Below are 22,350 nucleotides of genomic sequence, written 5' to 3' on the forward strand. Positions count from 1 at the left end.
GTCAAGGTGGTGGAGGGGGCAGCATGTTCGCCGCCGCCTTCGCTGCGGCTGCGGCCTGCTTCAAGTCGTTGGCGTCACTGCGGCCCAGCGCGAAGATCTTCACCAGCGAGAGCAGGGTCGGTCCGAAGAAGGCGATGGCGAGCCAGGGCTGCTGGTGGGTGCCGGAATAGACCGAGGCCCCCAGCGCGGCCAGAGCCACTACGGCCGCCGAGTACACGCCGACCAGGTAGCGGCGATGCGCCCGCCCCAACTCGGTTGCGTCCGCCCGAAGTTGCTCCAGCTCGAAGTGTGCGCGTGCCTGCTCTGCCAGTACCCGCGCCTCGTGTTCCCGGGCGAGCTGCGGCTCCAGGGCGCTCAGGGCCACGGCCAGGTGTTCGGCGGGCAGTTGGGCCCACTGGGCGGCGATGTCGAGCGCGCTCGGCTGCCGGGTCGGCTGGGTGCCGAGTTCCTCAGCCATCTGTGGATCCTCCGTCTCCCTGGGTGGGGCCCGTTTGGGCGAGGCGGACGGCCTCGGGCGGAGGGCCGAGCGTGCGGAACAGTGTGTCGAGGCCGTCGGCCAGGGACTTGGCCGCCTGGGGGGTGTCCGGGGACTCGGCGACAGTCAGAAGGTCGCCGGACGGTGGTTCGGGCCCGGGGTGAACAGCCTCGCCAGGTCCGGGGGGTGGTGTCGGGGGCCGCCGGTGGGGTGATGGGTCTTCCGGCCCGTCGGCCAGCGAGGAACGTAGCGTCTCGAACATCCTTGTGAACGCCCAGATCGAGAGCGGTCCACCGCCGAAGGCGACGGCCAGGCAGAACCAGGGGGGTACGCCCATGGCGATGCCGGCGAAGGCCACCAGGGTGAGCGTGGCCGAGGAGACCACGACCAGGGCGGCCAAATTGCGCAGGGCTCTGAGCGTGTCGTCGACATCGGCCCGCCCGTGCCGGGGGACGGGTGGACGGGGAGGCGTTCCGTCGGCAGTGCGTGCCGATTCGAGGAAAAGGTTGTGACCGGGCCCAGGGCGTCGAGAGCGGCCGGAGTCCAGCTCCGCTTCCTTGTACCCGTCGTCGCTGGTCATGGCGTCCCCTGGGCCTAAGCGCACACTGACTGAATGTCACGTGTGGCGGAGTTCTCGATGAGGTCGTCGAGCATGGTGATCGTGTACTCCTCGTTGGGCGCCTCGTTCTCCAGATCCTCGAAGCGCACCTGGCAGCAGGCCACCAGGTGCCGGTCGTCGGGGGTCTGGGCCAGGTCTGGTTCGTGGAACGCCGGGACCAACAGCGAGTTGCGCACGCGGGCGGGCATCAGCAGGTGGACGAGTGCGGCGACGGTGGCGGAGAACAGCACGGCGGAGATGCTCATGAACCCCCCAGAAGCACTATTCTCGCCTACCGCTGCGGCTGTGGGCAGAAGTTCGGAGGAATCGGCCCCGGGCCGGAAATGCCGTCCCGGAGGAACTGGCCTCGGAGCGAATGGCCAGGGAGCTGAGGGTGAAGGCGGGCGGGCGGCCCGCGCTGTCGCAGGCCAGGTGGATTTTGCTGGTCAGGCCGCCTCGGGAGCGTCCGAGGCCGGGAGGGCGGGCCCCCTTTTTCGGGCCCCGGCGGCGTGCTGGTGGGCGCGGACGACGGTGGAGTCGACCGACACCAGCCAGTCGATGTCCCCCGCCGCGTCGGCGTGTGCCTGGGCGGCCCGGAGCATGCGCTCGAAGGTGCCGTCCAGCGCCCACCGGCGAAAGCGGGTGTGCAGCGTGGCCCACGGGCCGTACCGCTCGGGCACGTCCCGCCAGGCCGGTCCGGTGCGGAACTTCCATACGATCAGCACCCGGGACCTCTCAAGCCGCCAGGCCCGCCTTCTCGGCCTGCTCGGACTTCGCGACCCAGCCCATGGCCAGCATCGAGACCATGACGAACCCGAAGTACACAGCGGCGGCGACCGAGGGCGAGGGGTGCCACGCCACACCCACGCGGTCCAGGAGGAGGTAGCCCGTGAGGTAGGTCACCCCGGCGTACTTGATGAAGAACATCCGGTTGGTGACGCCCAGCAGGACCTGGTGGGCGACGAGGAACAGGACGGCATAGGTCCACAGCGGGTCCACGGTGATCGCGAGCCATCCGGCCACCGCGAAGACCGGCACCGTGACCAGCGTGAACAGAGCCGACCGCCACACCACCTCGATCGTCGTCCGGCGGCGGAGCGCCGCTTTGGACCTCGCGGCGCCCGACGTCCAGCGGAGCAGCGAGGGCCGGCCGAACATGGCGACGGGAACGCTCTTCTCCCTGTCCTCCGCCGCGTTGTAGGCGGTCAGCACCAGCGCTCCGTCGCTGCTGTGGAAGACGACTCCCGCAGGCATATGGGCCAGCCCCCGGCGCACCCGCAGGACGATACGGATCACTCGTAGGTGTCCGAACCCGATGAGGAAGAGCAGCGCCGTCGCCGCGGCCCACACAGCGCAGCTGACCAGCGCGCAGATGACGATCAGTTCGAGGATGTGCATCATGACTGGGGCACCCACCCGTTCACGTGTCGTAGGTCGTGCCAGTGGCCGGAAGGCCGGTGAGCCGGACGGTAGGCACCGGCCGGGTATCAGCTGCGGGGATCAGCTGAAGAGGTCGTCGAGGAAACCCGTGACGCCACCACGGCCTCCGGGCCCCGCCCCGGGCGGTCCGACGTCCGGCCCCCGGCCTGCGACGGGGGTGTGCCGCCCGCTGCCCCCGCCGCGATGCTGTTCCGGGTCGTCCCCGGAGTCGACGTGACCGGGGTCACCACCCGGCCGCGGGGAGGTGCCGCGGGCCGTGCCCTGGAGCCAGTGCCAGACGCGCTCCGCGAGGTCCGGACCCTCGGTCGCCGCCGCACCCGCACCGGCCGCGAGCAGCCAGGTCAGTACGGCCTTGGCTCCGTCCTTCTGCGGCGGGGGCGGCAGCCGCTCGGCGAGAGACATCGCCGTCAGACACGCTCCACCTCCTCGCGGGTCGGCCAGATCCTCCAGCAGGGCCAGAACTCCGTGGGCGAAGGGCTTCTCCGCGAGGACGCGGCCGAAGGCCTCGACGGCAGGGGCTTGTCCCCGTGCACCCAGTTCCCGGGCCTGGCCCACCAGCACCGCCAGCCGCGGCCCGGTGAGTTCGGCGAGGTGGTCCTGCCAGTCGTCGGGCAGGGCCGGGGCGACGACCACCGGCCACAGGGCGAACACCGCGAGGTCGACCATGAGTTGCTCGGGCAGCGGATCGCCCGGTACACCCGACGCGAGGCCGAGATACTGCACCGCACCGGCCGTGAGCAGGCGGCGCAGCTGGTTCTTGCCGTCGCCGCGGCCCGCCGAGCCGGACAGTTCCCCTGCGAGGCGCTCCAGTTGGCGCTTGTGGCCGACCGCTTCGCGCCGTCCAGGGGGACCGTCCCCGGACTTCACCAGAGTGCGGTAGTCAGCGGCCAGTCTCGCGATCCACAACCGCAGTTCGGGCAGCGCGAGCGGAGCCGGGAGGCCGTCGCCGTAGTGGTGGTGCTGGTGCACGACGTTCTGCGCACCGTTGACCGTTTGGTAGATGTGTCCGTGCCCCGATGCCTGGGCCCGCAGGTGTATCCGCTCGGCGGACGATGCCCCGTCGTCGGGGTGGCGCGACCTCATGGGGCACAGTGTGATCCGGGTCAATGATCGATTGCAGCCGATTCGCCACAGTGGTAACGCAGTTGTGTCATCTTGGTGGAGACCGCCGGGAGTATCCGCTCTCGTGCGGTGACTGGTGGGACAGAGGTGGTGTTCGATGTCGATCACGGTACGGCGCACCGCGGTGGCGCTGTCGTCGCTGACGGCGTTCGTCCTGGTCGTGTGGCTGGTCAAGGTTCTGCCGCTGGGCTGGCTGCCCGAGGACGGCGGGGATCGCCTGGCCCTGGGGACCGGGGTGGGCGCCGTGGTCGCGACCCTGGTGCCGTTCATCACGGCCGCGTGGATCCCGCAGGACGTCCCGGCGGCGGACGGACGGCCGCGGCGGATCACGCAGACCGCCGACGCCGACGACCAGGCCGTCATCGAGCAGTCGGCCGGCGGCGGTCAGGCGGGTGGTACCGCGCCCGCCGAGTCTCTCCTCCAGCGCGCCCGGGGGCGCGGTCGCTCCCGGATCCGGCAGACACGCTGAGCGTGTCCCGAAACCCCGCCACGCGCCCGTCGGAGCGGTCACCGCCCCGCGTTCCGCTCCGACCAGCAAGGGAGCCGGCCTTGACGAACGATCACGATCCGCGCCCCCGGCGTGACACACGCCCCCTCCTGCTCATCCCCCTTCTCCTCACGGCGGCACTCATCGGCTACCTGCTCGGCGACGGCGACGGCACGGGCGGGAAAGACGGCGTCGGTGCGCAGACCGTCGGTGCGAGTTCCGTTGACACGCCCCAGGTGACCCGTGCGTCCGGCGACAGTGAGATCCGCTCGCACGACGGCAGCGGCACGGTCAACCTGCGGTCCTGTCCGGGCGCGCCCGCGGCGGGCGAGAGAAGCGCTTGCGGGATCGTCGACGGCCTCCCCGACGGCACCGTGGTGACGATGGAGTGCTGGATCGACGGCCGTGCCGTTCCCGGACGCGCCCCGGCCGACCGCCGGTGGTTCCTGGTCACTCCCGGCGCGGGCGCTCCTCATCCGGGCCGCCGGGGCTATGTGTTCTCCGCCGAGATCCCGGTGGAGCAGCAGATCCGCACACCTTGGTGCAGCAACGACCTCATCAACGAGCTCCTCAGCGAGCCGGAGCCCACCGTCTCGCCCGCCACACCCGAGGAACCTGCCCCGGCCCCCGAACCGGCCACGCCCTCACCGGCGCCCACGAAGGTGACGCCGGCGTCCCCGACCCCCACGACCTCCGCACCGGCGGAACCGGCCGCGATCACGGCGACGGTGACGGTGGAGAACCAGGTCACCGACGGCGAGGCGATGCGGGAGGACACACGCCACCCGGCCTATCTGTCCTCGGAGCCGGTGAAGCTCTGCAAGGACCGCGAGCCGCCCTGCGAGGTCGGGCGGAATCTCGCGGTCGGGGAGCGCCTGACGGCCCTGTGCCAGGTCACCGGTGACGAAGTGACCAACGGCTGGAACAACGACAGCCGTGACGACGGCAACCCCGGCCTCGACACGAGCAGCCTCTGGTACGAGCTGCGGGCCGAGGACGGCACGACCGGCTACCTCTCGGTGATCTGGCTGGCCCCGGACGACCGGGGCGGTCTCGGGCTCCCCCGCTGCTGAGCGCCTCCCGCCAGGCAGGCCTGTCCCCGGTACCGGCCCTGGTCGGCCACGAGACCGATGATGGCCGACCAGGGTCCGCCCGCCGCGTGCCTCAGGCGCAGGCGGGCAGATCCGTGAGCTCGGCTCCGTCGAGGAGTCCGGCGTACACGGCGGTCGCCCATCTGCCGTCGTCGAGCTTCAGCCAGGTCCGGTAGGGCGGCGGGTTGGGCCCACCGTAGTTGGGTCCCACATCGTTCCCCAGGCGCCGACCGTCGGTGACGACACAGGTCACGGTGATGGACGCGCCCTCTCCGAGGCTTCCGTCGGCCGTGCTCGCGCCGTTATTCCAGGGACTGTTGTAGAGGAACGCCCTCCTGCAATCGGAGGTGGCGGTCGTGCAGCCGCCGCCCAGGTCGTAGGTGTACCGGATCTCGGCGGCGAAGGTGCTGGGCGTCCGCAGGGCGCTCGGGGACGGACTCGGAGACAGGAACGGGCTCGGGGACACGTCAGCGATCTTGTCGTCGTCCGTCGCCGAGGGAGTGGCGCCGGTCCCGCTCGGTGCGGCCGAAGGCCCGTGCGTCCCGCTGTCCTCGCGCCCTCCGTCGTCCAGTGCTTCGCTCCCCCAGTACGCGAGACCGCCGACGACCGCGGCGGTCACCGTGATCGCCAGGGCCAGCCGACCGCGGGGCCGCCGGGCGGGGGACGGGCCCGCGGCAGGCTCGGAGGGCGGCACCCTCAACGACTCCTCGAAGGGCGTGACGGAGGGCGAGGAGCCCGAGGAGTGCTGGTCGTACTCCCCCTCAGGGAGGCACTCCAGCAGGTGACCACGGAGATTCAGGTAGACGTCGGACTGGCGCGATGTGGGTCTGATGATGCCGAAGTGGTCCCCGGGCAGCATGGCGACCTCGGGGAACATGCCCTGCGCGGATTCCCTGCGTACCACCCCGTCCTCGGTTCCTCCGTAGACACTGAAGGAGATCGGGCACGTCGACGGCCCCACGGCACGGGCGTGGACGGCCTGGGTCAGCACGGTCTTCTGGGCGGCCCGGACGTCAGCGGTGTAGGGCCGCAGGGCGACCTCCTGGGGGTTGCGCCCCATGAAGAGAAAGGTTCGGGGGAGCAGGGCGAACTGGGAGCCGTCGTTCGGGCAGGCGTACATGACGACCTTGCGGATCCGGGCCAGCTGCTCACCTTTGCCCTCCCTCAGCATCCGGGCGAGGTACCGCTGGATGACCAGCCCGCCCTGGCTGTGCGCGACGAGGACCAGGCGGTCCCACCCCTTGGTCCGGTCGGCCAGGAAGGTCTTGAGCTGGTCGGCGATGTCGTCGTAGTCGGGGATGCGCCGGTCCAGACGTAACCGGAACTTCGGGGTGGCGTAGCCGAACCCCTCCTGGGTGACGAAGCACATCTCCGGGTCCCCGGCCAGGAGCCGGCCGATCGGGTGCCATGTCTTCGGCGACGAGAAGAGTCCGTGCACGTAAACGACTCCGACCCGCGATGACGCCACTGCGCCTCCTACCGGCATCCTCGGTTGTGACGGCACCGATTCTTGCGCATCGCGGACCGCGGGGGTGGCCGTTCTCAGCCCCGGGCAGGGACCGCGACGGCGTCCCGTCGCGCTGGGGGCCACGTGACTTGGTTTCGGTCGGTGCGGGCAAGTCCCACCTGCTCGTGACCCGTCAGCGGGACCGGCGGGCGTTGAGGCGCGCGGCCTGGCGGGTCAGGTGGGCCACCTCGGCGAGGTTGGACGCCTTCTTGGCTGCCTCGGCGTACAGGCGGGCCGCTTTCGGTAGGTCGCCGTCGCGTTCGTGGAGGTAGGCCGCGACTGCCGTGTGGCGGGGCAGGGAGTCGTCGAGGGGGGCGAGTGCGGCCAGGCCGGCGCGGGGGCCGTCGGCTTCGCCCACCGCGACCGCGCGGTTGAGGCGGACGACCGGGCTGTCCGTCAGGCGCGCCAACTCGTCGTACCACTCCACGATCTGTACCCAGTCGGTCTCCTCGGCGGTGGGCGCGTCGGCGTGGAGGGCGGCGATGGCGGCCTGGGCCTGGAACTCGCCCAGGCGGTCGCGGGAGAGGGCCCTCTGGAGGATGGCGACGCCCTCGGCGATCACTTGCGTGTCCCAGCGGGTGCGGTCCTGCTCGGCCAGCGGAACGAGGCTGCCGTCGGGTGTGGTCCTGGCCGTGCGGCGGGCGTGGTGGAGCAGCATGAGGGCGAGCAGGCCCGCCACCTCGGGGTGGTCGAACGCGGCCGCGAGCTGCCGGGTGAGGCGGATGGCCTCGGCGGCGAGGTCGACGTCGCCGGAGTAGCCCTCGTTGAAGACCAGATAGAGGACGCGCAGGACGGTGGCGACATCGCCGGGACGGTCGAAGCGGACCTCGGAGACGGTGCGCTTGGCGCGGCTGATGCGCTGCGCCATCGTCGCCTCGGGCACCAGGTAGGCCTGGGCGATCTGGCGGGTGGTGAGGCCGCCCACGGCGCGCAGGGTGAGCGCGACCGCGGACGACGGTGTGAGGGACGGGTGGGCGCAGAGGAAGTAGAGCTGGAGTGTGTCGTCCTGCGCGGGTGCGGGTCCTGGCGTCGGGTCCTCGTCTACGAGGTCCTCGCGCCGGCGGCGGGCCGTGTCCGAGCGGGTCGCGTCGAGGAACTTGCGCCAGGCCACGGTGACCAGCCAGCCCTTGGCGTCCCAGGGCGGGTCGGCCGGCCAGACGCGTACCGCCTCGACGAGGGCGTCCTGCACCGCGTCCTCGGCCGCCGCGAAGTCTGCTCCGCGGCGGACGAGGACGGCGAGCACACTCGGTGTGAGGCTCCGGAGCAGGGCTTCGTCCACCCCGTTCACGTCTTCCACCTCATCCACCTCGTTCACCTCTGAGGGCACTCGGTCACTCCGTGATGGTGGGCGGGACGCCGTAGAACGGGCGCAGCTCCAGCCACTCGTGGATCGGCTTGCCGCCCGCTCCGGGGGCGGCGGACAGTTCCCCGGCCAGTTCGAGGGCGCGGTCGTAGCTGTCGACGTCGATCACCATCCAGCCGGCGATGAGGTCCTTGGTCTCGGCGAAGGGGCCGTCGGTGACCGGCGGGCGCCCCTCACCGTCGTACTTGACCCATGTTCCCTCGGGGGCGAGTGCCTGGCCGTCGACGTACTCGCCGGTCTTCTCGAGCCGGGCCGCGAAGTCGCTCATGTACTGCACGTGGGCCGAGATCTCCTCCTGCGTCCACTGGTCCATGGGTACGTTGTTGACCGGGTCCGGGGCGCCGCGGTAGTGCTTGAGCAGCAGGTACTTGGCCATGATGCTTCTCCTCGGTACTGGGGCGACCCGTTCTATTGTGGTCGCCTTCACAGCGGGGACGGAGCCGAGGACACGTTCTCGACATCGTCGCCCGACTTTTTTTGGGTTTGTTTCCGGGCCTGCTTCCGGGTCCGGTTCTTGGCCCTGCCGGCCGGCCTCGCGGGCAGGTGTTCTGCCCGCGACGGTGCCCGGACGGTCGGTTCCTGTTCTGCCCGGGGTGGCGTAGGAAGACCTCAGTGAGTCGCAGCGCGCAGAGGGAGACGCCATGAGCAGGCCCGGCCCGCCGCGCAGAACAGAGGATGAGGGCCGCGCTCCGGTCGCCCACGCCACGAAACTTGACGGGGGCGAGCGGTCCCCCGGGGTGGTGATGCGGAGTCTGCAGGGCACCGCGGGAAACGCCGCCGTGGCCCGCGCGATCGGGCAGGCGCGGGTCCAACAGACCGTCGTACAACGGAAGTTCCCGGGGCCGAACGCGGCCGACCAACATCACACGGATGACCCGACCGCGCATCCGGAATGGTCCCTGTACCGCACGCTGATGACGGACGCGGGGTTCTCCGCGACCGTGGTGGAGAACCTGTGGTCGCTGCTGATCGGCGGGCTGCGGGAGCAGGAGACCATCAACGCCGCGTCGAAGGACCCGTCCCTCACCCGGACGGAGCGGCGGCTGCGGCGCGAGGGCAACGACTGGTACCAGCAGGCGATCGAGATGCTGCGCGAGAACAGCGGCTTCGTCACACCGCGGATGGCGCTGTGGTCCGGCGGGTTCGACGTGTGCACGTACGCGCAGTCCAAGGGCTACACGCCGATGGAGTTCACGCGGGCCGGGAAGGTCTTCAACCAACTGGAGTTCCACCAGAACTGGGGCCTGCAGGGCCCGCTGTGGAACGCCCTCTCGAAGTTCTACGCCGCCCAGGCGACCGGCCCCGTCCACATCTTCCTGCGCAGCTACAGCCCCGACAGTGTCCTCATCGGCCAGGAGGTGCCTCAGCTGCGGCAGCTCCAGCAGATCCACCCGGACGTCCAGCTGATCTGGCACCCCCTGTACACGGATGAGGCCGGGAAGATCAGGGAGGTCTCCCGGGACCGCGAACTCGTCGACGACGCCCCGTTCGCCACCCGGGACCAGTGCGTGGCCGTGCTCTACGACTACCTCATGTACCGCCACGACACGGGCAACGCCCACGCGACGCGGTCGCACGACGAGATGAACGCGGAACTGTCCAAGAACGTCAACGGGTGACGACGGCCTTCGCGCGGGTGCCCCGCGAAGGCCGTACGCCTGGTCAAACGCAGTTGCGGATACGTGACACCGGTGCCCAGCCCACGCCGGTCAGCTGAGCGCTGTAGGCCGGGGCATGAGTCCCGGCGCCCTAGCCGATGGTCACGGCGATTCCCGCGGCCGCCATGTCGGAGAGGGCGTGCGTCGACGCCTGCTTGGAATCGACGCCGGGCAGCCGCGGCTGGTACAGGTGATGTGCGCGCACGCTGATGGTGAACGTGTGCCCGTTATAGCCGCGCTGTGCGAGCTCGATGAGCCTCTCGGCGCACCCTTCGGAACGGTCGGCCTTGGCGCAGGTCCCCCTCGTGCTGGAACACGGGCTCGCGGTGAGGCGGATACCGAGTGTGTGCTGTGTGCCCTGCTGGCCCGCGGCCAGGGCCTGGGTGACCGCCGGTTTCCCGTACAGACCGGCGATGGCGGACTCGATCTCGTCCACCATCTGGTCCTCGGCATGGTCACCGGGTGAGTACGGCGTGGTCTCGCTGCTGAACGTCCCGATGGCGATGCCGTTCAGCGTCGCCTGGAGGGTGACGGAGAACCCGGGGTTGGCGGTGACGGTGTCACCGGGCTCGTAGTGGGTGCGCTGCACATGCGCCGCCGTCGTCGTCGCTGATCCTGACTGCCGCGTTGCTCCTGCGGATTCCTTGCGTTGCACGGGGCTCGGCCCCTGGAGCACGCGGTGCGCCTGCTCCTCGGCTTCGCGTTCGAACCGGTCCGAGGGGTCGGAGATGCTGAGCCCGCTGCCACTGTCGGTGCCCGACACCGGCCCCTGACGCTGCTGGATGACGTGCGTCAACTCGTGGGCGAGGGTGTGCCGGTCGCCGCCGCCCTCGCCGATGACCACATGGTTACCGGAGGTGTAGGCGTGGGCCCCGATCTCGGCGGCGGAGCGCTGCGCGGCGATGCCCGTGTGCAGCCGTACGTCGGAGAAGTCCGCGCCGAAGCGGCCCTCCATGTCGGCGCGGACCTCGGCGTCCAGCGGCTTGCCGGAGCCGCGCAGCACGTCCGGGACGGTCGAGCGCTGGACCGGCGCGACCTCCTCCTGGTGGCCGCACCCGGGACCGTGGCTGTGCCGGTCCTGCGCTACGGCGCGCTGCACGGCGGCGTTGCCCGCGGTGCGCTGGAGAGCCGCGAGCGACTCGGGCGTCCAGCGGGGCGCCCGGCCGTCCGCACCCGACGCGGTGTGCTGTGGTGGAGCGGCAGCCACCGAAGGGCGCCGCACGGCGGCAACCTGATCTGCTTGCTCCTCGCGCCCTCGCATGGCCATCCGGACATCTCCTTGACTGTCGGGCAGAGAACAGCAGCCAGACTCGCCGAACGGTGAGCGACCGGGAAGGAACGGACGGGCAGAGACGCGGGCAGATGTTGCCCGGCAGAGCGCAACGTATGTCATCGGTGCCGCCTCTCCCTGGACCGGGATCGCGGGGGCGAGGCCGGGGCCGGGGTCTGCCTGGGAAGGACCGCGCCAGTTTCCGGCCCCACGCCTGCCCCGGTGCCTCGACGTACTGGTAACTCAGTGCGCAGAGCGGCAACAGCACGGCGAAGAAGGCCACTTCGAGTACGGGACTGTTCTGCCGCCACCGCCCGATCGTGCCGTCGCTCACCGTCAGCAGGATCGGATGCAGTAGGTACACCGAGTAGCTGATCGTGCCCAGCCCGATCAGCAGGCGCGGTACACGGCGGTGCCGCAGCGCCAGTCCGACGCCGAAGGTGAGTACGGCCAGCAGGAACGCCGTGATCCAGGCGCGTCGCGTGAAGTGGTCCCCGTCGCCGTGCCCGTACGCGCTCCCCACGGAGCAGGCGACGACCACGGCGGCCGTGCAGGCGGCGTACCACCAGCTGCTGCGACCGTGTTCTGCCCGGTGGACGGCCGTGCCGAGGAACATCGCGGCGAGGATCACCAGGCCCTCCCACACCGGGACCGTGCCGTTGAAGAGAACCAGTACGAGCGCCAGAGCTCCACCCAACCCACCCCCGAACACGCGGAGTCGGGGTGAGCTGGCGCTCGTACAGCAGATGGCGGCCGTCAGGGCGATCGCGGTGAGCACGATCAGCCGGCCGGTGCCGACCGCGTCGGAGAGGGCGGAAGCCGGGAGCGTGATCCCCGCCGCCACGCTCACGGCGGCGAGCGAGGCCAGGGTCATGGCGATCGGCGCCGACCGCTGGTGCCGACGGACCGTGAAGAGGGCGACGACCAGGAGGTAGAACGCCATCTCGTAGGACAGGGTCCACAGGACGAGAAGGAGGTTGGGGGTGCCCAACAGCTCCTGGAACAGCGTGAGATGGGCGAGGGCCACCATGCCGGCGCTCAGTCCGGACGACCCGGTGCGAAGCTCCGCGACGCCCAGCAGGCTGAGGACGAGGACCGCACCGACGGCGGCCACGCACAGCGGGTAGATGCGGAACACCCGCCCGATCCAGAACGTCCGTACACAGCCCCGCCGTTCGAGCGACGCCGGGATGATGTAGCCGCTCACCAGGAAGAACACCATGATGCCGTACCGGCTGGTGTTGAACTCCGGCATCAGCTCCCGCCGGAACTCCGGCAGGAAGGAGTACGACGAGTGGTCGAACACGACGACGAGCGCCGCGATGCCGCGCAAGGCGTCCAGCCAGCCCAGCCTGGCCAGGCGTTCCGTCGAGTCGTTCGGAGGGCTGGTCATGGGGTGGACTTCACCGGAACGCAGGGATCGGAGGACCGGCCCTCGGGCTTCGCCGTGGAGGAGTCCAGGGCATAGCGGTCGACTTCGTAGGCGTGGATCGCCCGCGGCTCGGCACTGCCCTTGATGTTCTCGAAGACCAGCACGTTGCCCTTGATCAGGTTGACCTGCGCGGGCGCCTTCCAGGCGCCGGCGCGTTCATGGATAGTGACGTCGCCGTCCTTCCCGACCAGCAGGAGGAGGCGCGTGCCCCTGCCCCACGGCTTGCAGGAGTACCCGGGGTTGAGCACCGCCACGTCCACCACGATGCCGTCCGGCCGCAGTTCCTCCGCGAGGTCGTACTGGGCGTCGATGCCGATGGCCTGCTTCTTGATAGTGACCGTGACCCTGTCGGCGCCGTGCTGCTCCACCGCGAACGCCACCGATTCGGTCGGCGTACCGGGGACGAGCGCCACGGCGAGTCCGGCCACCGCGCAGGTCGCCGCGGCGAGGGCGATCCGGCGCGGGGTGACCAGGCGCCCCGCGGAGGTGCTCGTCCGGCGCTCACCCGTGGCGTCCTCTGCCGACGGCAGGTCCTCCTCGCGCAGCCCGATCTCCCGCTTCAGCTCCTCAAGGAGCCGGTCCTCGAACGTCGTCCTCGTGCTCATGCCTCGCCCCTCCTGACGTACAAAAGTGATGTGTCCGGCACCGGTACCGTCTCCACAGCCTCGGAGCGCGCCTCGGCATATGCCTCGAAGCCCGGCTCCCCGCGCAGCGCCTTGCGTGCCCGGTGCAGTCGGACCCGCGCGGTGACCTGGCGGATGCCCAGCGCGGACGCCGCCTCCGGGATCGTGAGCTGGTCGATCACTATCAACTCCAGGACGGCCCGCTCGCCCTCGGGCAGCCGTTCGAGAGCGGCCAGGGCGCGTCGCCCCGGGCTCTCCGCGTCGAGCTTGTCCTCGATGCGGACTATGTCGTCGGGCTCCAGCAGTCGGCGACCGGAGAAGCGCCGGTCGCGTTCGGCCTCGCGGGCGACCCGGCGGCGCTCCGACGACACGACGTTGCGCGCGATGCCGTACAGCCAGGCCGTCTCGCTGCCCAGGCGCGGCCGGTAGGTGTGGGCCGAGTCGAGGACGGCGAGGAAGATCTCCGCCGTCAGGTCGGCCGCGGTGTGCGGGTCGTCGACCCGTCGGGCCACGAAGCGCAGCACCGCGTCCACATGGCGCCGGTAGAACGCCTCGAAGAGCTCCGGGTCGCGCACCACCGCGGCCGGTCCACCTCGTAACCCTTCTGGTTTCGCACCAGCCACTGGCATCTCCTTCGCGTCTTCGCGTCCATCTCGTCTTGGCCCTTCACCTGTTCTTGGGCCGAGCGGCGAAAAGCGTTACGGATGGAACGAGGGACCCGCGTAGTCGGATATCGGCCACCGACTGATCGATCCGATCGATATCTGACCGGTATCCGGCTGGCGTTCGGAAGAGACAGGGAGTGGCTGATTCAGCTCGTTCCGCCCCTCGAACAATCCTGTGCGAAGCCCCACCGGAAACTCTGGAATCCTCCGTTCCGATTCGCCCGATCCGGATTCCGCTTACGCGGGTTCCGGGTGGCCCGGGGAGGGGTGATGAGGGGCCGGAGTCGTCCGAACCGGCGTTGCCGCACTTCGACCGATTCCTGCCCTTAAAAGCTCTATATTGGCTGATTTATGAAGTGCTCCTGGTCACTATTGGTTGATCTGGGAATCACAATGGGCATCTTGATCATCATGACCACGGAGACGCGCACGCCCCATCCGGTCCTCGACCAAGCCGCCATCAGGAGCCTCCTCTTCCGGGACGGCCCGGAGGGAAACGACCTCCACGCGCGCTGGCGCAAGGCAGTCTCGAACGAACTGTTCCGCTATCGACCCGGACTAGGAAGTCAGCAACGATGGCAACTGGCGTACGAACGGCTACGGGCCCTCAATGACGAAGTTCCGGCGCCCGAACTTCTGGCCAACGACCCGCGCGGACTTGCTGCGTTGCACGAGTGGACCTGCCCGGTGGACGGGGCCACGGTCACTGTGGCCGGAATCCACTACAACCTTTTCCTCGGCAGCATTGTCGACGACCAGGTCTCCGCGCCGCGTGAACTGACGGACTTCACCACCATGTCCCGGATGGGGACGTTCCTGTGCACCGAGCGCGCGCACGGGAACGACGTGCCCGCACTGGAGACCGTCGCCCGGTACGACCGGGAGGCCGACGAGTTCGTCCTGCACACCCCGCACCCGGGGGCACAGAAGTACATGCCCAACACCAGCTCCGCGGGCGGGCCCAAGACCGCGGTGGTCGCCGCCCGGCTCATCGTCGACGACAAGTACCTGGGCGCCTTCCTCTTCCTCACCCCGCTGAGCGACGAGTACGGCACCCTCCCCGGCATCACCGTCACCCTGTTGCCCGAGCGCGTCGGCAGCTCGGTGGACCACTGCGCCACCAACTTCGACCACGTACGGCTGCCCCGTACCGCCCTCATCCAGGGCGCCCACGGGCAACTGCTCCCCGACGGAAGCCTCGTCAGCTCCGTCGGCAGTCCGCGCAAGCGGTTCATCCATGCCATCAGCCGGGTCACGGCGGGCAAACTGTGCATGAGCGCGAGCGGGCTCGGGGTGGCCCGTGCGGCGCTCGCCATCGCCGTGCGGTACTCGTACACCCGGCACATATCCGGGCCGGTGGCCGGGCAGCGCGTCCCGCTCGCCGCGCACCGCAGCCACTACACCCGCCTCCTCGAACACACCGCCACCGCCTACGCCATGACGTTCCTGCACCGGGCGGCCACCGAAGGCTGGGTCACCCACACGCCCGAGAACCGCGCGGACGCCGAGCGGCTGGTCGCCGTCACCAAGGGGTGGGTCACCTGGCAGGCCCGCGAGATCGCGACCGAGAGCCGGGAACGGTGCGGCGCACGCGGGCTGTTCCCCGTGAACGGACTCGCCGACATGGCCGCCAACATGGACGGCGGCATCACCGCCGAGGGCGACAACCTGGCGATCTGGTGCAAGGCCGGCGCCGAGATGATCTTCGGGCACGACCTGGCCGCCGAACCCGCCCGCCCGTCCGGCGACGGACCGCTCACCGACCCCCGCCTGCTGCGCCGCGCCCTCACCACCGCCGAGCGCTACTGGCACCTCGCCGCCCGCCGCGACCTGCGCGCCGGTGACGGCGGCGACGCCCTCGGCCGCTGGAACAACGCGTCCGGCGCCGCCCTGGACCTCGTGGAGGTGTACACGGTGGGCCGGGCCGCCGACGCTTTACTCGCCGCCTGCGCCCGCGTCTCCGACCCGATCACGCGCGCCGTGCTGGAGGACCTGAGCGCGCTCTTCCTGCTCCGTCAGGTCAGTGCCCGCAGCGGTCTGCTCCTCGCCGAACAGGCCCTCACCGCCGATCAGGTCCGTGCCGTCCCGGAGACCCTGCACACCCTCCTGACCCGCCTCGCCCCGCACCTCAGCATCCTGACGGAGGCCTTCGACATCCCGGAGGAACACCTGTCGTCGCTGCCGATGCTGAGCGGCCAGTGAGCGGTGCGTAGGTCGCGTGGGGGTTTGTGGAGGGTGACGCTTGACCTATTTTTGACGCGAACCTGACATAATATTGCCCTTCTTTGTGTATGTCCGACCCGCGACTCCGGCGGGCCCACGCCCAGTGGGCCCGCCGCGAAACCCCCTCACGCGCCCACCCGCTCAGCGGACCGCGCGCCGCAGCACCCCGTACAGCCCCGCGCTCACCGCGAAGCCCACCAGACACGTGATGTCGCCGAAGGACGGCCACTGTTCCGGTATCCAGCCCACGTACTTCTCCTGGTTCGAGAAGAGCGGGACCGACACCGCGATGCCCGCCAACAGGGCGATGATCCCGGGCCAGTTGGTGAACGCCCGGTCCGACAGCCGCGCGCCCAGGGCCTCCACCGGCGTCCGGGAACGAAGCCACCGCTCCACCAGCACCACCCCCAGCCACGGCCCCACCCAGTACGCGATCACCAGCAGAAACGCCTCGTACGCGTGCCCCGCGTCCGCCAGTGACGACCACGCCGCCGCCGTACCCGCCAGCCCGCACAGCACCACGATCGCGCCGCGCCCCAGCCACACGGGCAGCCGCAGACCCAGGGAGGTGATCGACATCGCGGAGGAGTAGACGTTCAGGGCGTTCGCCGAGACCGCGCCCAGAATGATGGCGAGCAGCACCAAGTTGCTGAGCCAGGACGGGAGATGACCGGTGAAGGCCGCCGTCGGCGACGCGCCCTCGGGAGCGACGATCGTCGCCGAGGCCGCGCCGATCAGCGCCACGACGGAGACCGATACGAACAGGCCCACGGCCGGGTAGAGCGCGGTACGGAACCGGTCGGCCGTCCGCGGAAGATAGCGGGAGTAGTCCGAGGCGCCCGGGTTCCAGCCGGCCGTGTACCCCCAGGCCGCGCTGAACGCGAGCAGGAACCCGCCGATACCGCCGCCCGCACCCGGCGCGCCCAGATCCGCCTCCCCGAACGTCCAGACCCCGGCCAGCAGGAAGACGACCGCCAGTACCGGGAACGCGTACTTCTCGAAGGCGTGGACGAAGTTGTGGCCGATGAAGCCGATCACGATCTCCGCCGCCACGACCAGGAGCAGGGAAGGCAGCGGGCGCAGCCCGGTGAGGGTTTCGAGCGCGAAAGCGGCGCTCACACTGTTCACGGCGAACCAACCGACGCCCGCGACCAGCGCGTTCACACCGGCGGGCAGCAGGTTTCCCCGGTACCCGAAGGCGAACCGGCCGACCGCCATCTGCGGTACGCCGAACCGGGGGCCGTCGAGGGAGAGGATCCCGTGCGTCAGCGAACCGAGCGCGGTGCCCAGCAGCAGGGCCGCGGACGCCTGCCAGAAGTCCAGGCCGAAGAAGAGGACCGAGATCACGCCGATGTAGACGGTCGCGAACTCGATGTTCGGGGAGGCCCACGTCCACAGCAACTGGAGCGGGCCGCCGTGCCGTTCGGCGTCCGGAATGGGTTCCGAGCCCGCCGTCTCGACGGCGATGACCTTGTCGCCGTACTCGGGGCCCGGGGTCACGGGGGTACTGGCCGGAGCAGTCGTCATGCGAGGTAAGTGTCCGGCCCCCGCCGCGCCCGGCCCAGGGGCGCACTGTCCGCTTCCGGGGGCTCGTCGGCGTACAGCTTGTACGGGGCTGCTACTCCTTGGGGTTTGGAGCAGTTGGCGCTGGAGTGTGTTCACGAGCGTTCTGGTGAGTGGGAGTGAGTGCGCGGGGACTGTGTCGTGTCGCGCGCCTCGGCTGTGGTGTCGGTTTTCGGTGGGGGAACTGACGTTCTTTCATCGAATGCGTGACCTTCCCTGGCGGCGCTCGTTTCTCATGGCGACGGGATCTTCGGGTGGGGCCGGGCGGGGGTGACAGGGTGGGTGAGCTGAGGAGTATTGCGCCGCCGTTCGTCGCTCCCGGGCCCTCTGGTGTGGCCGTCCGGACCCGGCTCAAGCACCTGACCGCGGATGATGAGAAGGCGCTGCGTCTGGTGGGGGCGCATCTGGGGTCGCTGGCTTCGAAGGATCTCAAGGCGCGTTGCCGGGACGGTCTGTCGCATTCGGGTGAGGCGTGGGCGGTGCGGAAGCGGGAGTTGACGCCGCTGTCGTCGTCGCGGTGGGCGGGCAGTATCACCAAGGCCACGCACGATCAGTGGGCGCTGGCCCGCCGCTGCCAGCTGGCGCACCTGCAGAACCTGGAAGCGGACGTCCGCACCGTCGAGCAGCGGCTGTCGCTGCCGGTCGGGCAGAAGGGGACGAAGAAGGCGCCGGGGGGTTACCGCTCCCAGCGGGAGTGGCATGCGAAGTCGAGGCGGCTGCGGGTGCTTCAGGACCGGCTGGCTGCCGCGCGGGCCGACCGTGAGGCCGGACTTGTGCACGTCGTGCGCGGCGGCAAGCGGCTGGCCCGCAACCGGCACCACATGGAGGCGGCCGGGCTGACGGAGTCCGCGTGGCGGGGGCGGTGGGAGGTGGAGCGCTGGTTCTGCCAGGCGGACGGGGAGTCCGGCAGGCGCTACGGCAACGAGACAATCCGTGTCAGTCCCGATGGCGAGGTGTGCATCAAACTCCCCGCCCCGCTCGCGTATCTGGCCAACGCCCCGCACGGGCGGTACGTCCTGGCCTGCCGGATTGTGTTCGCGCACCGGGGCAGCGAGTGGGCCGACCGCGTCGTAGTCAACCGGGCGGTCGCTTACCGCATCCACCTCGATACCGGCCGGGACCGCTGGTATGTGACCGCGTCCTGGCAGATCCCGCCCACGCCGACTATCCCGATCGAGGCGGCGCTCGCCCACGGCGTGATCGGTGTGGACATGAACGCCGACCACCTGGCCGCCTGGCGCCTCGACATCCACGGCAACCCGACCGGCTGCCCGCGCCGTTTCTTCTACGACCTGTCCGGCACCGCCGAACACCGTGACGCCCAGGTCCGCCACGCTCTCACCCGCCTCCTGCACTGGGCCCGAGCCTGTGGCGTGCGGGCGATCGCGGTGGAGGACCTGGACTTCGGCGCGGAGAAGACCCGGGAGAAGCACGGCCGCAGGAAACGCTTCCGGCAGTTGATCTCCGGCATGCCCACCGGGAAGCTCCGCGCCCGGCTGTCGTCGATGGCCGACCAGACGGGGATCGCGGTCATCGCCGTCGACCCGGCCTATACCAGCCGCTGGGGTGCCCAGCACTGGCAGAAACCCCTCACCACGACCACCCGTAAGACCACTCGCCATGATGCTGCTGCTGTGGCGATCGGAAGGCGCGCCCAGGGACACCCGATCCGGCGACGGACGACACCGCCCCCACCACACCGGAGTGATGTGGTGGGGCATCGGACCGTCCAGGCCGGACCAGGCGTCCTTGGGCGTGAGGGAACCCGCCCCCGCATTCCCGGACCACGGACACGATCCGTACGGCCCGGACGCGGAGCGAACGCGGGCAACCAGAACGCCCAACACCGTCCGGGGCGTTCGGCCGAGCACGAGACCTGGCAACAGGACTCACTCCCGCTCAGCCTCTAGGAATGGTCGTCGCCGCTCTCCCGGCGCTTCAGCTCCTCCTCGCGGCGGCGCAGGTCGGCCTCCCAGTCCCGCAGATGGGCGTCGTCGTCGTGCACGGGCTCACCGTCGTCGGCCTTCCCGTCCTTCTCCGGCTCCTCTGCCTTCTGCGCTTTCTCGTCCTTCTTCTCGTCCTTGAGGGACTTCAGGAACTCCGGGTTGTCGTCCGGGGCGACCCACTGGCCGCGTGACGTACGGCCCATGCGCTGGGAGGTGGCACGGTCGCGGCCGATGATCAGCCAGGAGATGGAGCCGACCAGCGGGAACAGAAGGATGAGGATGGCCCACACGGGCTTGGGCATGAAGCGGACGTCCTTCTCCTGCGTGGTCACGCAGTCGATGAACGCGTAGATGCTCAGTGCGAGAGGCACCAGGATGATCAGCACCCGGAGCATGTATCGGTTCCCCTTGAGTAGCTGTCCGGGCGCGCCGGCCGTTGCGTCCGGCCCCCGCTGACGGGTCCAGGGTAGTGCGTGACGGATACTGGAACGCATGGCTTACGACGATCTTCGCTCCCTGCTCAGGGCGCTGGAGCGCGAGGGCGACCTCAAGCGCATCAAGGCCGAGGTGGACCCGTATCTGGAGGTCGGGGAGATCGTCGACCGCGTACAGAAGGCAGGCGGGCCCGCGCTGCTCTTCGAGAACGTGCGCGGGTCGGCGATGCCGCTGGCGATGAACGTGTTCGGCACCGACCGGCGGCTGCTCAAGTCCCTGGGGCTGAAGTCGTACGCGGACATCAGCGACCGGATCGGCGGGCTGCTGAAGCCCGAGCTGCCGCACGGGTTCGTGGGCGTGCGCGAGGCCTTCGGCAAGCTCGGCGCGATGACGCACGTACCGCCGAAGAAGGTGAAGTCGGACAACGCGCCGGTCCAGGAGGTCGTCCTGAAGGGCGACGAGGTGGACCTCGACCGTCTCCCGGCGCTCTTCACCTGGCCGCAGGACGGCGGCTCCTTCTTCAACCTCGGGCTCACGCACACCAAGGACCCGGAGAGCGGGGTCCGCAACCTCGGGCTCTACCGCCTCCAGCGGCACGACAAGCGCACGATCGGCATGCACTGGCAGATCCACAAGGACAGCCGGAACCACTACCAGGTGGCGGCACGCAAGGGCGAGCGGCTCCCCGTCGCCATCGCCTTCGGCTGCCCGCCGGCTGTCACCTACGCCTCCACGGCTCCGCTCCCCGGTGACATCGACGAATACCTGTTCGCCGGGTTCATCGCGGGCAAGCGGATCGAGATGGTCGACTGCAAGACGGTGCCGTTGCAGGTGCCGGCGCAGGCCGAGGTCGTCCTGGAAGGGTGGCTGGAGCCGGGGGAGATGCTGCCGGAGGGCCCCTTCGGGGACCACACGGGCTTCTACACCCCGCAGGAACCCTTCCCCGCCCTGACGATCGACTGCGTGACGATGCGACGCAAGCCGCTGATCCAGTCCATCGTCGTGGGCCGCCCCCCGACGGAGGACGGCCCGCTGGGCCGGGCGACGGAGCGCTTCTTCCTGCCCCTGTTGAAGATCATCGTCCCGGACATCGTGGACTACCACCTCCCCGAGGCGGGCGGCTTCCACAACTGCGCGATCGTCGCGATCGACAAGAAGTACCCCAAGCACGCGCAGAAGGTGATGCACGCCGTCTGGGGCGCCCACATGATGTCCCTGACCAAGCTGATCATCGTCGTCGACTCCGACTGCGACGTCCACGACCTGCACGAGGTCGCCTGGCGGGCCCTCGGCAACACGGACTACGCCCGCGACCTGACGGTGGTCGAAGGCCCCGTCGACCACCTCGACCACGCCTCCTACCAGCAGTTCTGGGGCGGCAAGGCAGGCATCGACGCGACCCGTAAGTGGCCCGAGGAGGGGTACACGCGGGACGGCGGCTGGCCGGAGATGGTGGTGTCGGACCCGGAGACGGCGGCGACGGTGGACAGACGCTGGAAGGAATACGGCCTGTGAGCTCCGCATCCGCATCCGCCGCACTGCCCCAACCGGGCCGTACGAAGGCCTTCTTGCGCCTCGTGATGATCGAGCACTCGGTCTTCGCGCTGCCCTTCGCCTACATCGCGGCACTCACGGCGATGTTCCAGGTGGACAAGAACATCGCCTGGGGCAAGCTGCTCCTGGTCACGATCTGCATGGTCGGCCTGCGGACGTTCGCCATGGCCGTCAACCGGATCATCGACCGGGAGATCGACGCCCGGAACCCGCGCACGGCCCACCGTGAACTGGTCACCGGCGCGATGTCGGTGAAGCACGCCTGGACGGGCGCGCTGATCGCCGTCGTCATCTTCCTCGGCTCGGCGGCCCTCCTGAACCCCCTGTGCCTGGCCCTCGCCCCCGTCGCGGTGATCCCGATGGTGGTGTACCCGTACGGCAAACGGTTCACGAACTTCCCCCAGGCCATCCTGGGTCTCGCCCAGGCCATGGGCCCGGTCGGCGGCTGGCTGGCCATCACCGGCGAGTGGTCCTGGGACGCGGTGATCCTGGGTCTCGCCGTCGGAATCTGGATCGGCGGCTTCGACCTGATCTACGCCTGCCAGGACGTCGAGACGGACCGCGAGACCGGCGTGATGTCGGTGCCCGCGCGCTTCGGCATCCCGGCGGCGGTGTGGAGCGCGCGGGTCTGCCACGCCCTGACGACGGCACTGTTCGTCTGGTACGCGCTGGTCACGGACGCGGGCGCGTTCCTCTGGCTGGGGCTGCTGATCGTGGCGGGGGCCTTCGTGTACGAGCACAGGATCGTGCGCCCGCATGATCTGTCGCGGCTCAACAGGGCGTTCTTCAGCGTCAACGGCTTCATCGGGATCGCTCTTTTCGGGTGTGCGCTGCTCGATCTGCTCGTCCGTGGACTGACGGTCTGAATTCCGGTAGGGGTCACCGCCGGTAGGCTCAG

Annotated in this window: 20 protein-coding genes and 2 pseudogenes; 7 read left to right on the forward strand and 15 right to left on the reverse strand. The window is 70.0% G+C overall.

Features of this window, described 5'->3' with window-relative positions:
• Position 1: 1 nt before the first annotated feature.
• The 6 genes and pseudogenes from ACH4TV_RS44700 to ACH4TV_RS44725 form a co-directional block, all read right to left on the reverse strand.
• On the reverse strand, positions 2-457 hold the full coding sequence (locus tag ACH4TV_RS44700) for a hypothetical protein (RefSeq protein WP_398407183.1): 456 nt from the start codon (positions 455-457) through the stop codon (positions 2-4).
• Positions 450-1,055, reverse strand: coding sequence for a hypothetical protein (locus ACH4TV_RS44705; RefSeq protein ID WP_398407184.1), 606 nt, complete (start codon positions 1,053-1,055; stop codon positions 450-452). The genes ACH4TV_RS44700 and ACH4TV_RS44705 overlap by 8 nt, the downstream gene beginning before the upstream one ends.
• 14 nt (positions 1,056-1,069) lie before the next feature.
• A complete protein-coding gene (locus ACH4TV_RS44710; RefSeq protein WP_398407185.1) occupies positions 1,070-1,339 on the reverse strand; it encodes a hypothetical protein in 270 nt (89 codons plus the stop codon).
• A gap of 121 nt (positions 1,340-1,460) precedes the next feature.
• A pseudogene (locus tag ACH4TV_RS44715) lies at positions 1,461-1,900 on the reverse strand (IS5 family transposase); the annotation flags it as partial.
• The gene (locus ACH4TV_RS44720) at positions 1,809-2,474 is read right to left on the reverse strand and encodes a hypothetical protein (RefSeq protein WP_398407244.1); all 666 of its coding nucleotides are present in this window, start codon (positions 2,472-2,474) and stop codon (positions 1,809-1,811) included. The pseudogene ACH4TV_RS44715 and the gene ACH4TV_RS44720, both read right to left, overlap by 92 nt.
• A 99-nt stretch (positions 2,475-2,573) precedes the next feature.
• Positions 2,574-3,596, reverse strand: coding sequence for a hypothetical protein (locus ACH4TV_RS44725; RefSeq protein WP_398407186.1), 1,023 nt, complete (start codon positions 3,594-3,596; stop codon positions 2,574-2,576).
• Positions 3,597-3,732: 136 nt separating this feature from the next.
• On the opposite strand from ACH4TV_RS44725, the gene ACH4TV_RS44730 reads away from it, so the two are divergent.
• Both ACH4TV_RS44730 and ACH4TV_RS44735 read left to right on the forward strand, forming a co-directional pair.
• Positions 3,733-4,104 (forward strand): hypothetical protein, encoded by a 372-nt coding sequence (locus tag ACH4TV_RS44730; RefSeq protein WP_398407187.1) that lies wholly within the window; start codon positions 3,733-3,735, stop codon positions 4,102-4,104.
• Positions 4,105-4,184: 80 nt separating this feature from the next.
• Positions 4,185-5,195 (forward strand): hypothetical protein, encoded by a 1,011-nt coding sequence (locus tag ACH4TV_RS44735; RefSeq protein WP_398407188.1) that lies wholly within the window; start codon positions 4,185-4,187, stop codon positions 5,193-5,195.
• A gap of 91 nt (positions 5,196-5,286) precedes the next feature.
• Here ACH4TV_RS44735 and ACH4TV_RS44740 read toward each other — a convergent pair whose 3' ends face one another.
• The 3 genes from ACH4TV_RS44740 to ACH4TV_RS44750 all read right to left on the reverse strand — a co-directional run bounded on the left by ACH4TV_RS44740 (position 5,287) and on the right by ACH4TV_RS44750 (position 8,459).
• Positions 5,287-6,651 carry an esterase/lipase family protein gene (locus ACH4TV_RS44740; protein ID WP_398407189.1) on the reverse strand — a complete coding sequence of 455 codons (1,365 nt, stop codon included), beginning with the start codon at positions 6,649-6,651 and terminating at the stop codon, positions 5,287-5,289.
• 202 nt (positions 6,652-6,853) lie between these two features.
• Positions 6,854-7,999 (reverse strand): RNA polymerase sigma factor, encoded by a 1,146-nt coding sequence (locus tag ACH4TV_RS44745; RefSeq protein ID WP_398407238.1) that lies wholly within the window; start codon positions 7,997-7,999, stop codon positions 6,854-6,856.
• A 52-nt stretch (positions 8,000-8,051) separates the two neighbouring features.
• Positions 8,052-8,459: a YciI family protein gene (locus tag ACH4TV_RS44750; protein ID WP_398407190.1), complete on the reverse strand. Its 408-nt coding sequence runs from the start codon at positions 8,457-8,459 to the stop codon at positions 8,052-8,054.
• Between the two features lie 265 nt (positions 8,460-8,724).
• On the opposite strand from ACH4TV_RS44750, the gene ACH4TV_RS44755 reads away from it, so the two are divergent.
• Entirely contained in the window at positions 8,725-9,702 is a 978-nt protein-coding gene (locus ACH4TV_RS44755) for a hypothetical protein (protein WP_398407191.1), read from the forward strand.
• A gap of 130 nt (positions 9,703-9,832) precedes the next feature.
• Here the strand turns inward: ACH4TV_RS44755 and ACH4TV_RS44760 are convergent, their stop codons facing one another.
• The 4 genes from ACH4TV_RS44760 to ACH4TV_RS44775 are packed head-to-tail and all read right to left on the reverse strand — an operon-like array spanning position 9,833 to position 13,695.
• On the reverse strand, positions 9,833-10,696 hold the full coding sequence (locus ACH4TV_RS44760; RefSeq protein WP_398407239.1) for a DUF4157 domain-containing protein: 864 nt from the start codon (positions 10,694-10,696) through the stop codon (positions 9,833-9,835).
• Positions 10,590-12,404 (reverse strand): acyltransferase family protein, encoded by a 1,815-nt coding sequence (locus ACH4TV_RS44765; RefSeq protein WP_398407192.1) that lies wholly within the window; start codon positions 12,402-12,404, stop codon positions 10,590-10,592. Before ACH4TV_RS44765 ends, ACH4TV_RS44760 begins: the two co-directional genes overlap by 107 nt.
• Positions 12,401-13,048, reverse strand: a complete 648-nt coding sequence (locus ACH4TV_RS44770) for a hypothetical protein (protein ID WP_398407193.1) — start codon at positions 13,046-13,048, stop codon at positions 12,401-12,403. The genes ACH4TV_RS44765 and ACH4TV_RS44770 overlap by 4 nt, the downstream gene beginning before the upstream one ends.
• Positions 13,045-13,695 (reverse strand): RNA polymerase sigma factor, encoded by a 651-nt coding sequence (locus ACH4TV_RS44775; RefSeq protein WP_398407194.1) that lies wholly within the window; start codon positions 13,693-13,695, stop codon positions 13,045-13,047. The genes ACH4TV_RS44770 and ACH4TV_RS44775 overlap by 4 nt, the downstream gene beginning before the upstream one ends.
• A gap of 447 nt (positions 13,696-14,142) precedes the next feature.
• Here ACH4TV_RS44775 and ACH4TV_RS44780 point away from each other — a divergent pair, with 447 nt between their 5' ends.
• Positions 14,143-15,933 (forward strand): acyl-CoA dehydrogenase, encoded by a 1,791-nt coding sequence (locus tag ACH4TV_RS44780; protein WP_398407195.1) that lies wholly within the window; start codon positions 14,143-14,145, stop codon positions 15,931-15,933.
• Positions 15,934-16,095: 162 nt separating this feature from the next.
• Here ACH4TV_RS44780 and ACH4TV_RS44785 read toward each other — a convergent pair whose 3' ends face one another.
• The gene (locus tag ACH4TV_RS44785; RefSeq protein WP_398407196.1) at positions 16,096-17,481 is read right to left on the reverse strand and encodes a purine-cytosine permease family protein; all 1,386 of its coding nucleotides are present in this window, start codon (positions 17,479-17,481) and stop codon (positions 16,096-16,098) included.
• A 314-nt stretch (positions 17,482-17,795) separates the two neighbouring features.
• Here ACH4TV_RS44785 and ACH4TV_RS44790 point away from each other — a divergent pair.
• Positions 17,796-19,427, forward strand: a pseudogene (locus ACH4TV_RS44790) (IS200/IS605 family accessory protein TnpB-related protein).
• Here ACH4TV_RS44790 and ACH4TV_RS44795 read toward each other — a convergent pair.
• Positions 19,424-19,858: a PLD nuclease N-terminal domain-containing protein gene (locus ACH4TV_RS44795; RefSeq protein ID WP_398407197.1), complete on the reverse strand. Its 435-nt coding sequence runs from the start codon at positions 19,856-19,858 to the stop codon at positions 19,424-19,426. The pseudogene ACH4TV_RS44790 and the gene ACH4TV_RS44795 overlap by 4 nt on opposite strands.
• A 97-nt stretch (positions 19,859-19,955) precedes the next feature.
• On the opposite strand from ACH4TV_RS44795, the gene ACH4TV_RS44800 reads away from it, so the two are divergent.
• On the forward strand, positions 19,956-21,413 hold the full coding sequence (locus tag ACH4TV_RS44800) for a menaquinone biosynthesis decarboxylase (RefSeq protein ID WP_398407198.1): 1,458 nt from the start codon (positions 19,956-19,958) through the stop codon (positions 21,411-21,413).
• Positions 21,410-22,318 carry a menaquinone biosynthesis prenyltransferase MqnP gene (gene mqnP / locus ACH4TV_RS44805; protein ID WP_398407199.1) on the forward strand — a complete coding sequence of 303 codons (909 nt, stop codon included), beginning with the start codon at positions 21,410-21,412 and terminating at the stop codon, positions 22,316-22,318. Before ACH4TV_RS44800 ends, mqnP begins: the two co-directional genes overlap by 4 nt.
• Positions 22,319-22,350 lie beyond the last annotated feature (32 nt).

The sequence above is a fragment of the Streptomyces sp. NPDC020898 genome, assembly GCF_044333925.1.
GTDB lineage: Bacteria > Actinomycetota > Actinomycetes > Streptomycetales > Streptomycetaceae > Streptomyces.

Excerpts from the sequence above, each read along its gene's own strand:
- ACH4TV_RS44770 (WP_398407193.1), bottom strand. The coding sequence starts at position 13,048 with ATGAGCACGAGGACGACGTTCGAGGACCGGCTCCTTGAGGAGCTGAAG.
- ACH4TV_RS44795 (WP_398407197.1), bottom strand. The coding sequence starts at position 19,858 with ATGCTCCGGGTGCTGATCATCCTGGTGCCTCTCGCACTGAGCATCTAC.
- ACH4TV_RS44710 (WP_398407185.1), bottom strand. The coding sequence starts at position 1,339 with ATGAGCATCTCCGCCGTGCTGTTCTCCGCCACCGTCGCCGCACTCGTC.
- ACH4TV_RS44765 (WP_398407192.1), bottom strand. The coding sequence starts at position 12,404 with ATGACCAGCCCTCCGAACGACTCGACGGAACGCCTGGCCAGGCTGGGC.
- ACH4TV_RS44720 (WP_398407244.1), bottom strand. The coding sequence starts at position 2,474 with ATGATGCACATCCTCGAACTGATCGTCATCTGCGCGCTGGTCAGCTGC.
- ACH4TV_RS44750 (WP_398407190.1), bottom strand. The coding sequence starts at position 8,459 with ATGGCCAAGTACCTGCTGCTCAAGCACTACCGCGGCGCCCCGGACCCG.
- ACH4TV_RS44775 (WP_398407194.1), bottom strand. The coding sequence starts at position 13,695 with ATGCCAGTGGCTGGTGCGAAACCAGAAGGGTTACGAGGTGGACCGGCC.
- ACH4TV_RS44800 (WP_398407198.1), top strand. The coding sequence starts at position 19,956 with ATGGCTTACGACGATCTTCGCTCCCTGCTCAGGGCGCTGGAGCGCGAG.
- ACH4TV_RS44755 (WP_398407191.1), top strand. The coding sequence starts at position 8,725 with ATGAGCAGGCCCGGCCCGCCGCGCAGAACAGAGGATGAGGGCCGCGCT.
- ACH4TV_RS44780 (WP_398407195.1), top strand. The coding sequence starts at position 14,143 with ATGACCACGGAGACGCGCACGCCCCATCCGGTCCTCGACCAAGCCGCC.
- ACH4TV_RS44705 (WP_398407184.1), bottom strand. The coding sequence starts at position 1,055 with ATGACCAGCGACGACGGGTACAAGGAAGCGGAGCTGGACTCCGGCCGC.
- ACH4TV_RS44785 (WP_398407196.1), bottom strand. The coding sequence starts at position 17,481 with ATGACGACTGCTCCGGCCAGTACCCCCGTGACCCCGGGCCCCGAGTAC.
- ACH4TV_RS44700 (WP_398407183.1), bottom strand. The coding sequence starts at position 457 with ATGGCTGAGGAACTCGGCACCCAGCCGACCCGGCAGCCGAGCGCGCTC.
- ACH4TV_RS44725 (WP_398407186.1), bottom strand. The coding sequence starts at position 3,596 with ATGAGGTCGCGCCACCCCGACGACGGGGCATCGTCCGCCGAGCGGATA.
- ACH4TV_RS44760 (WP_398407239.1), bottom strand. The coding sequence starts at position 10,696 with ATGGAGGGCCGCTTCGGCGCGGACTTCTCCGACGTACGGCTGCACACG.
- ACH4TV_RS44730 (WP_398407187.1), top strand. The coding sequence starts at position 3,733 with ATGTCGATCACGGTACGGCGCACCGCGGTGGCGCTGTCGTCGCTGACG.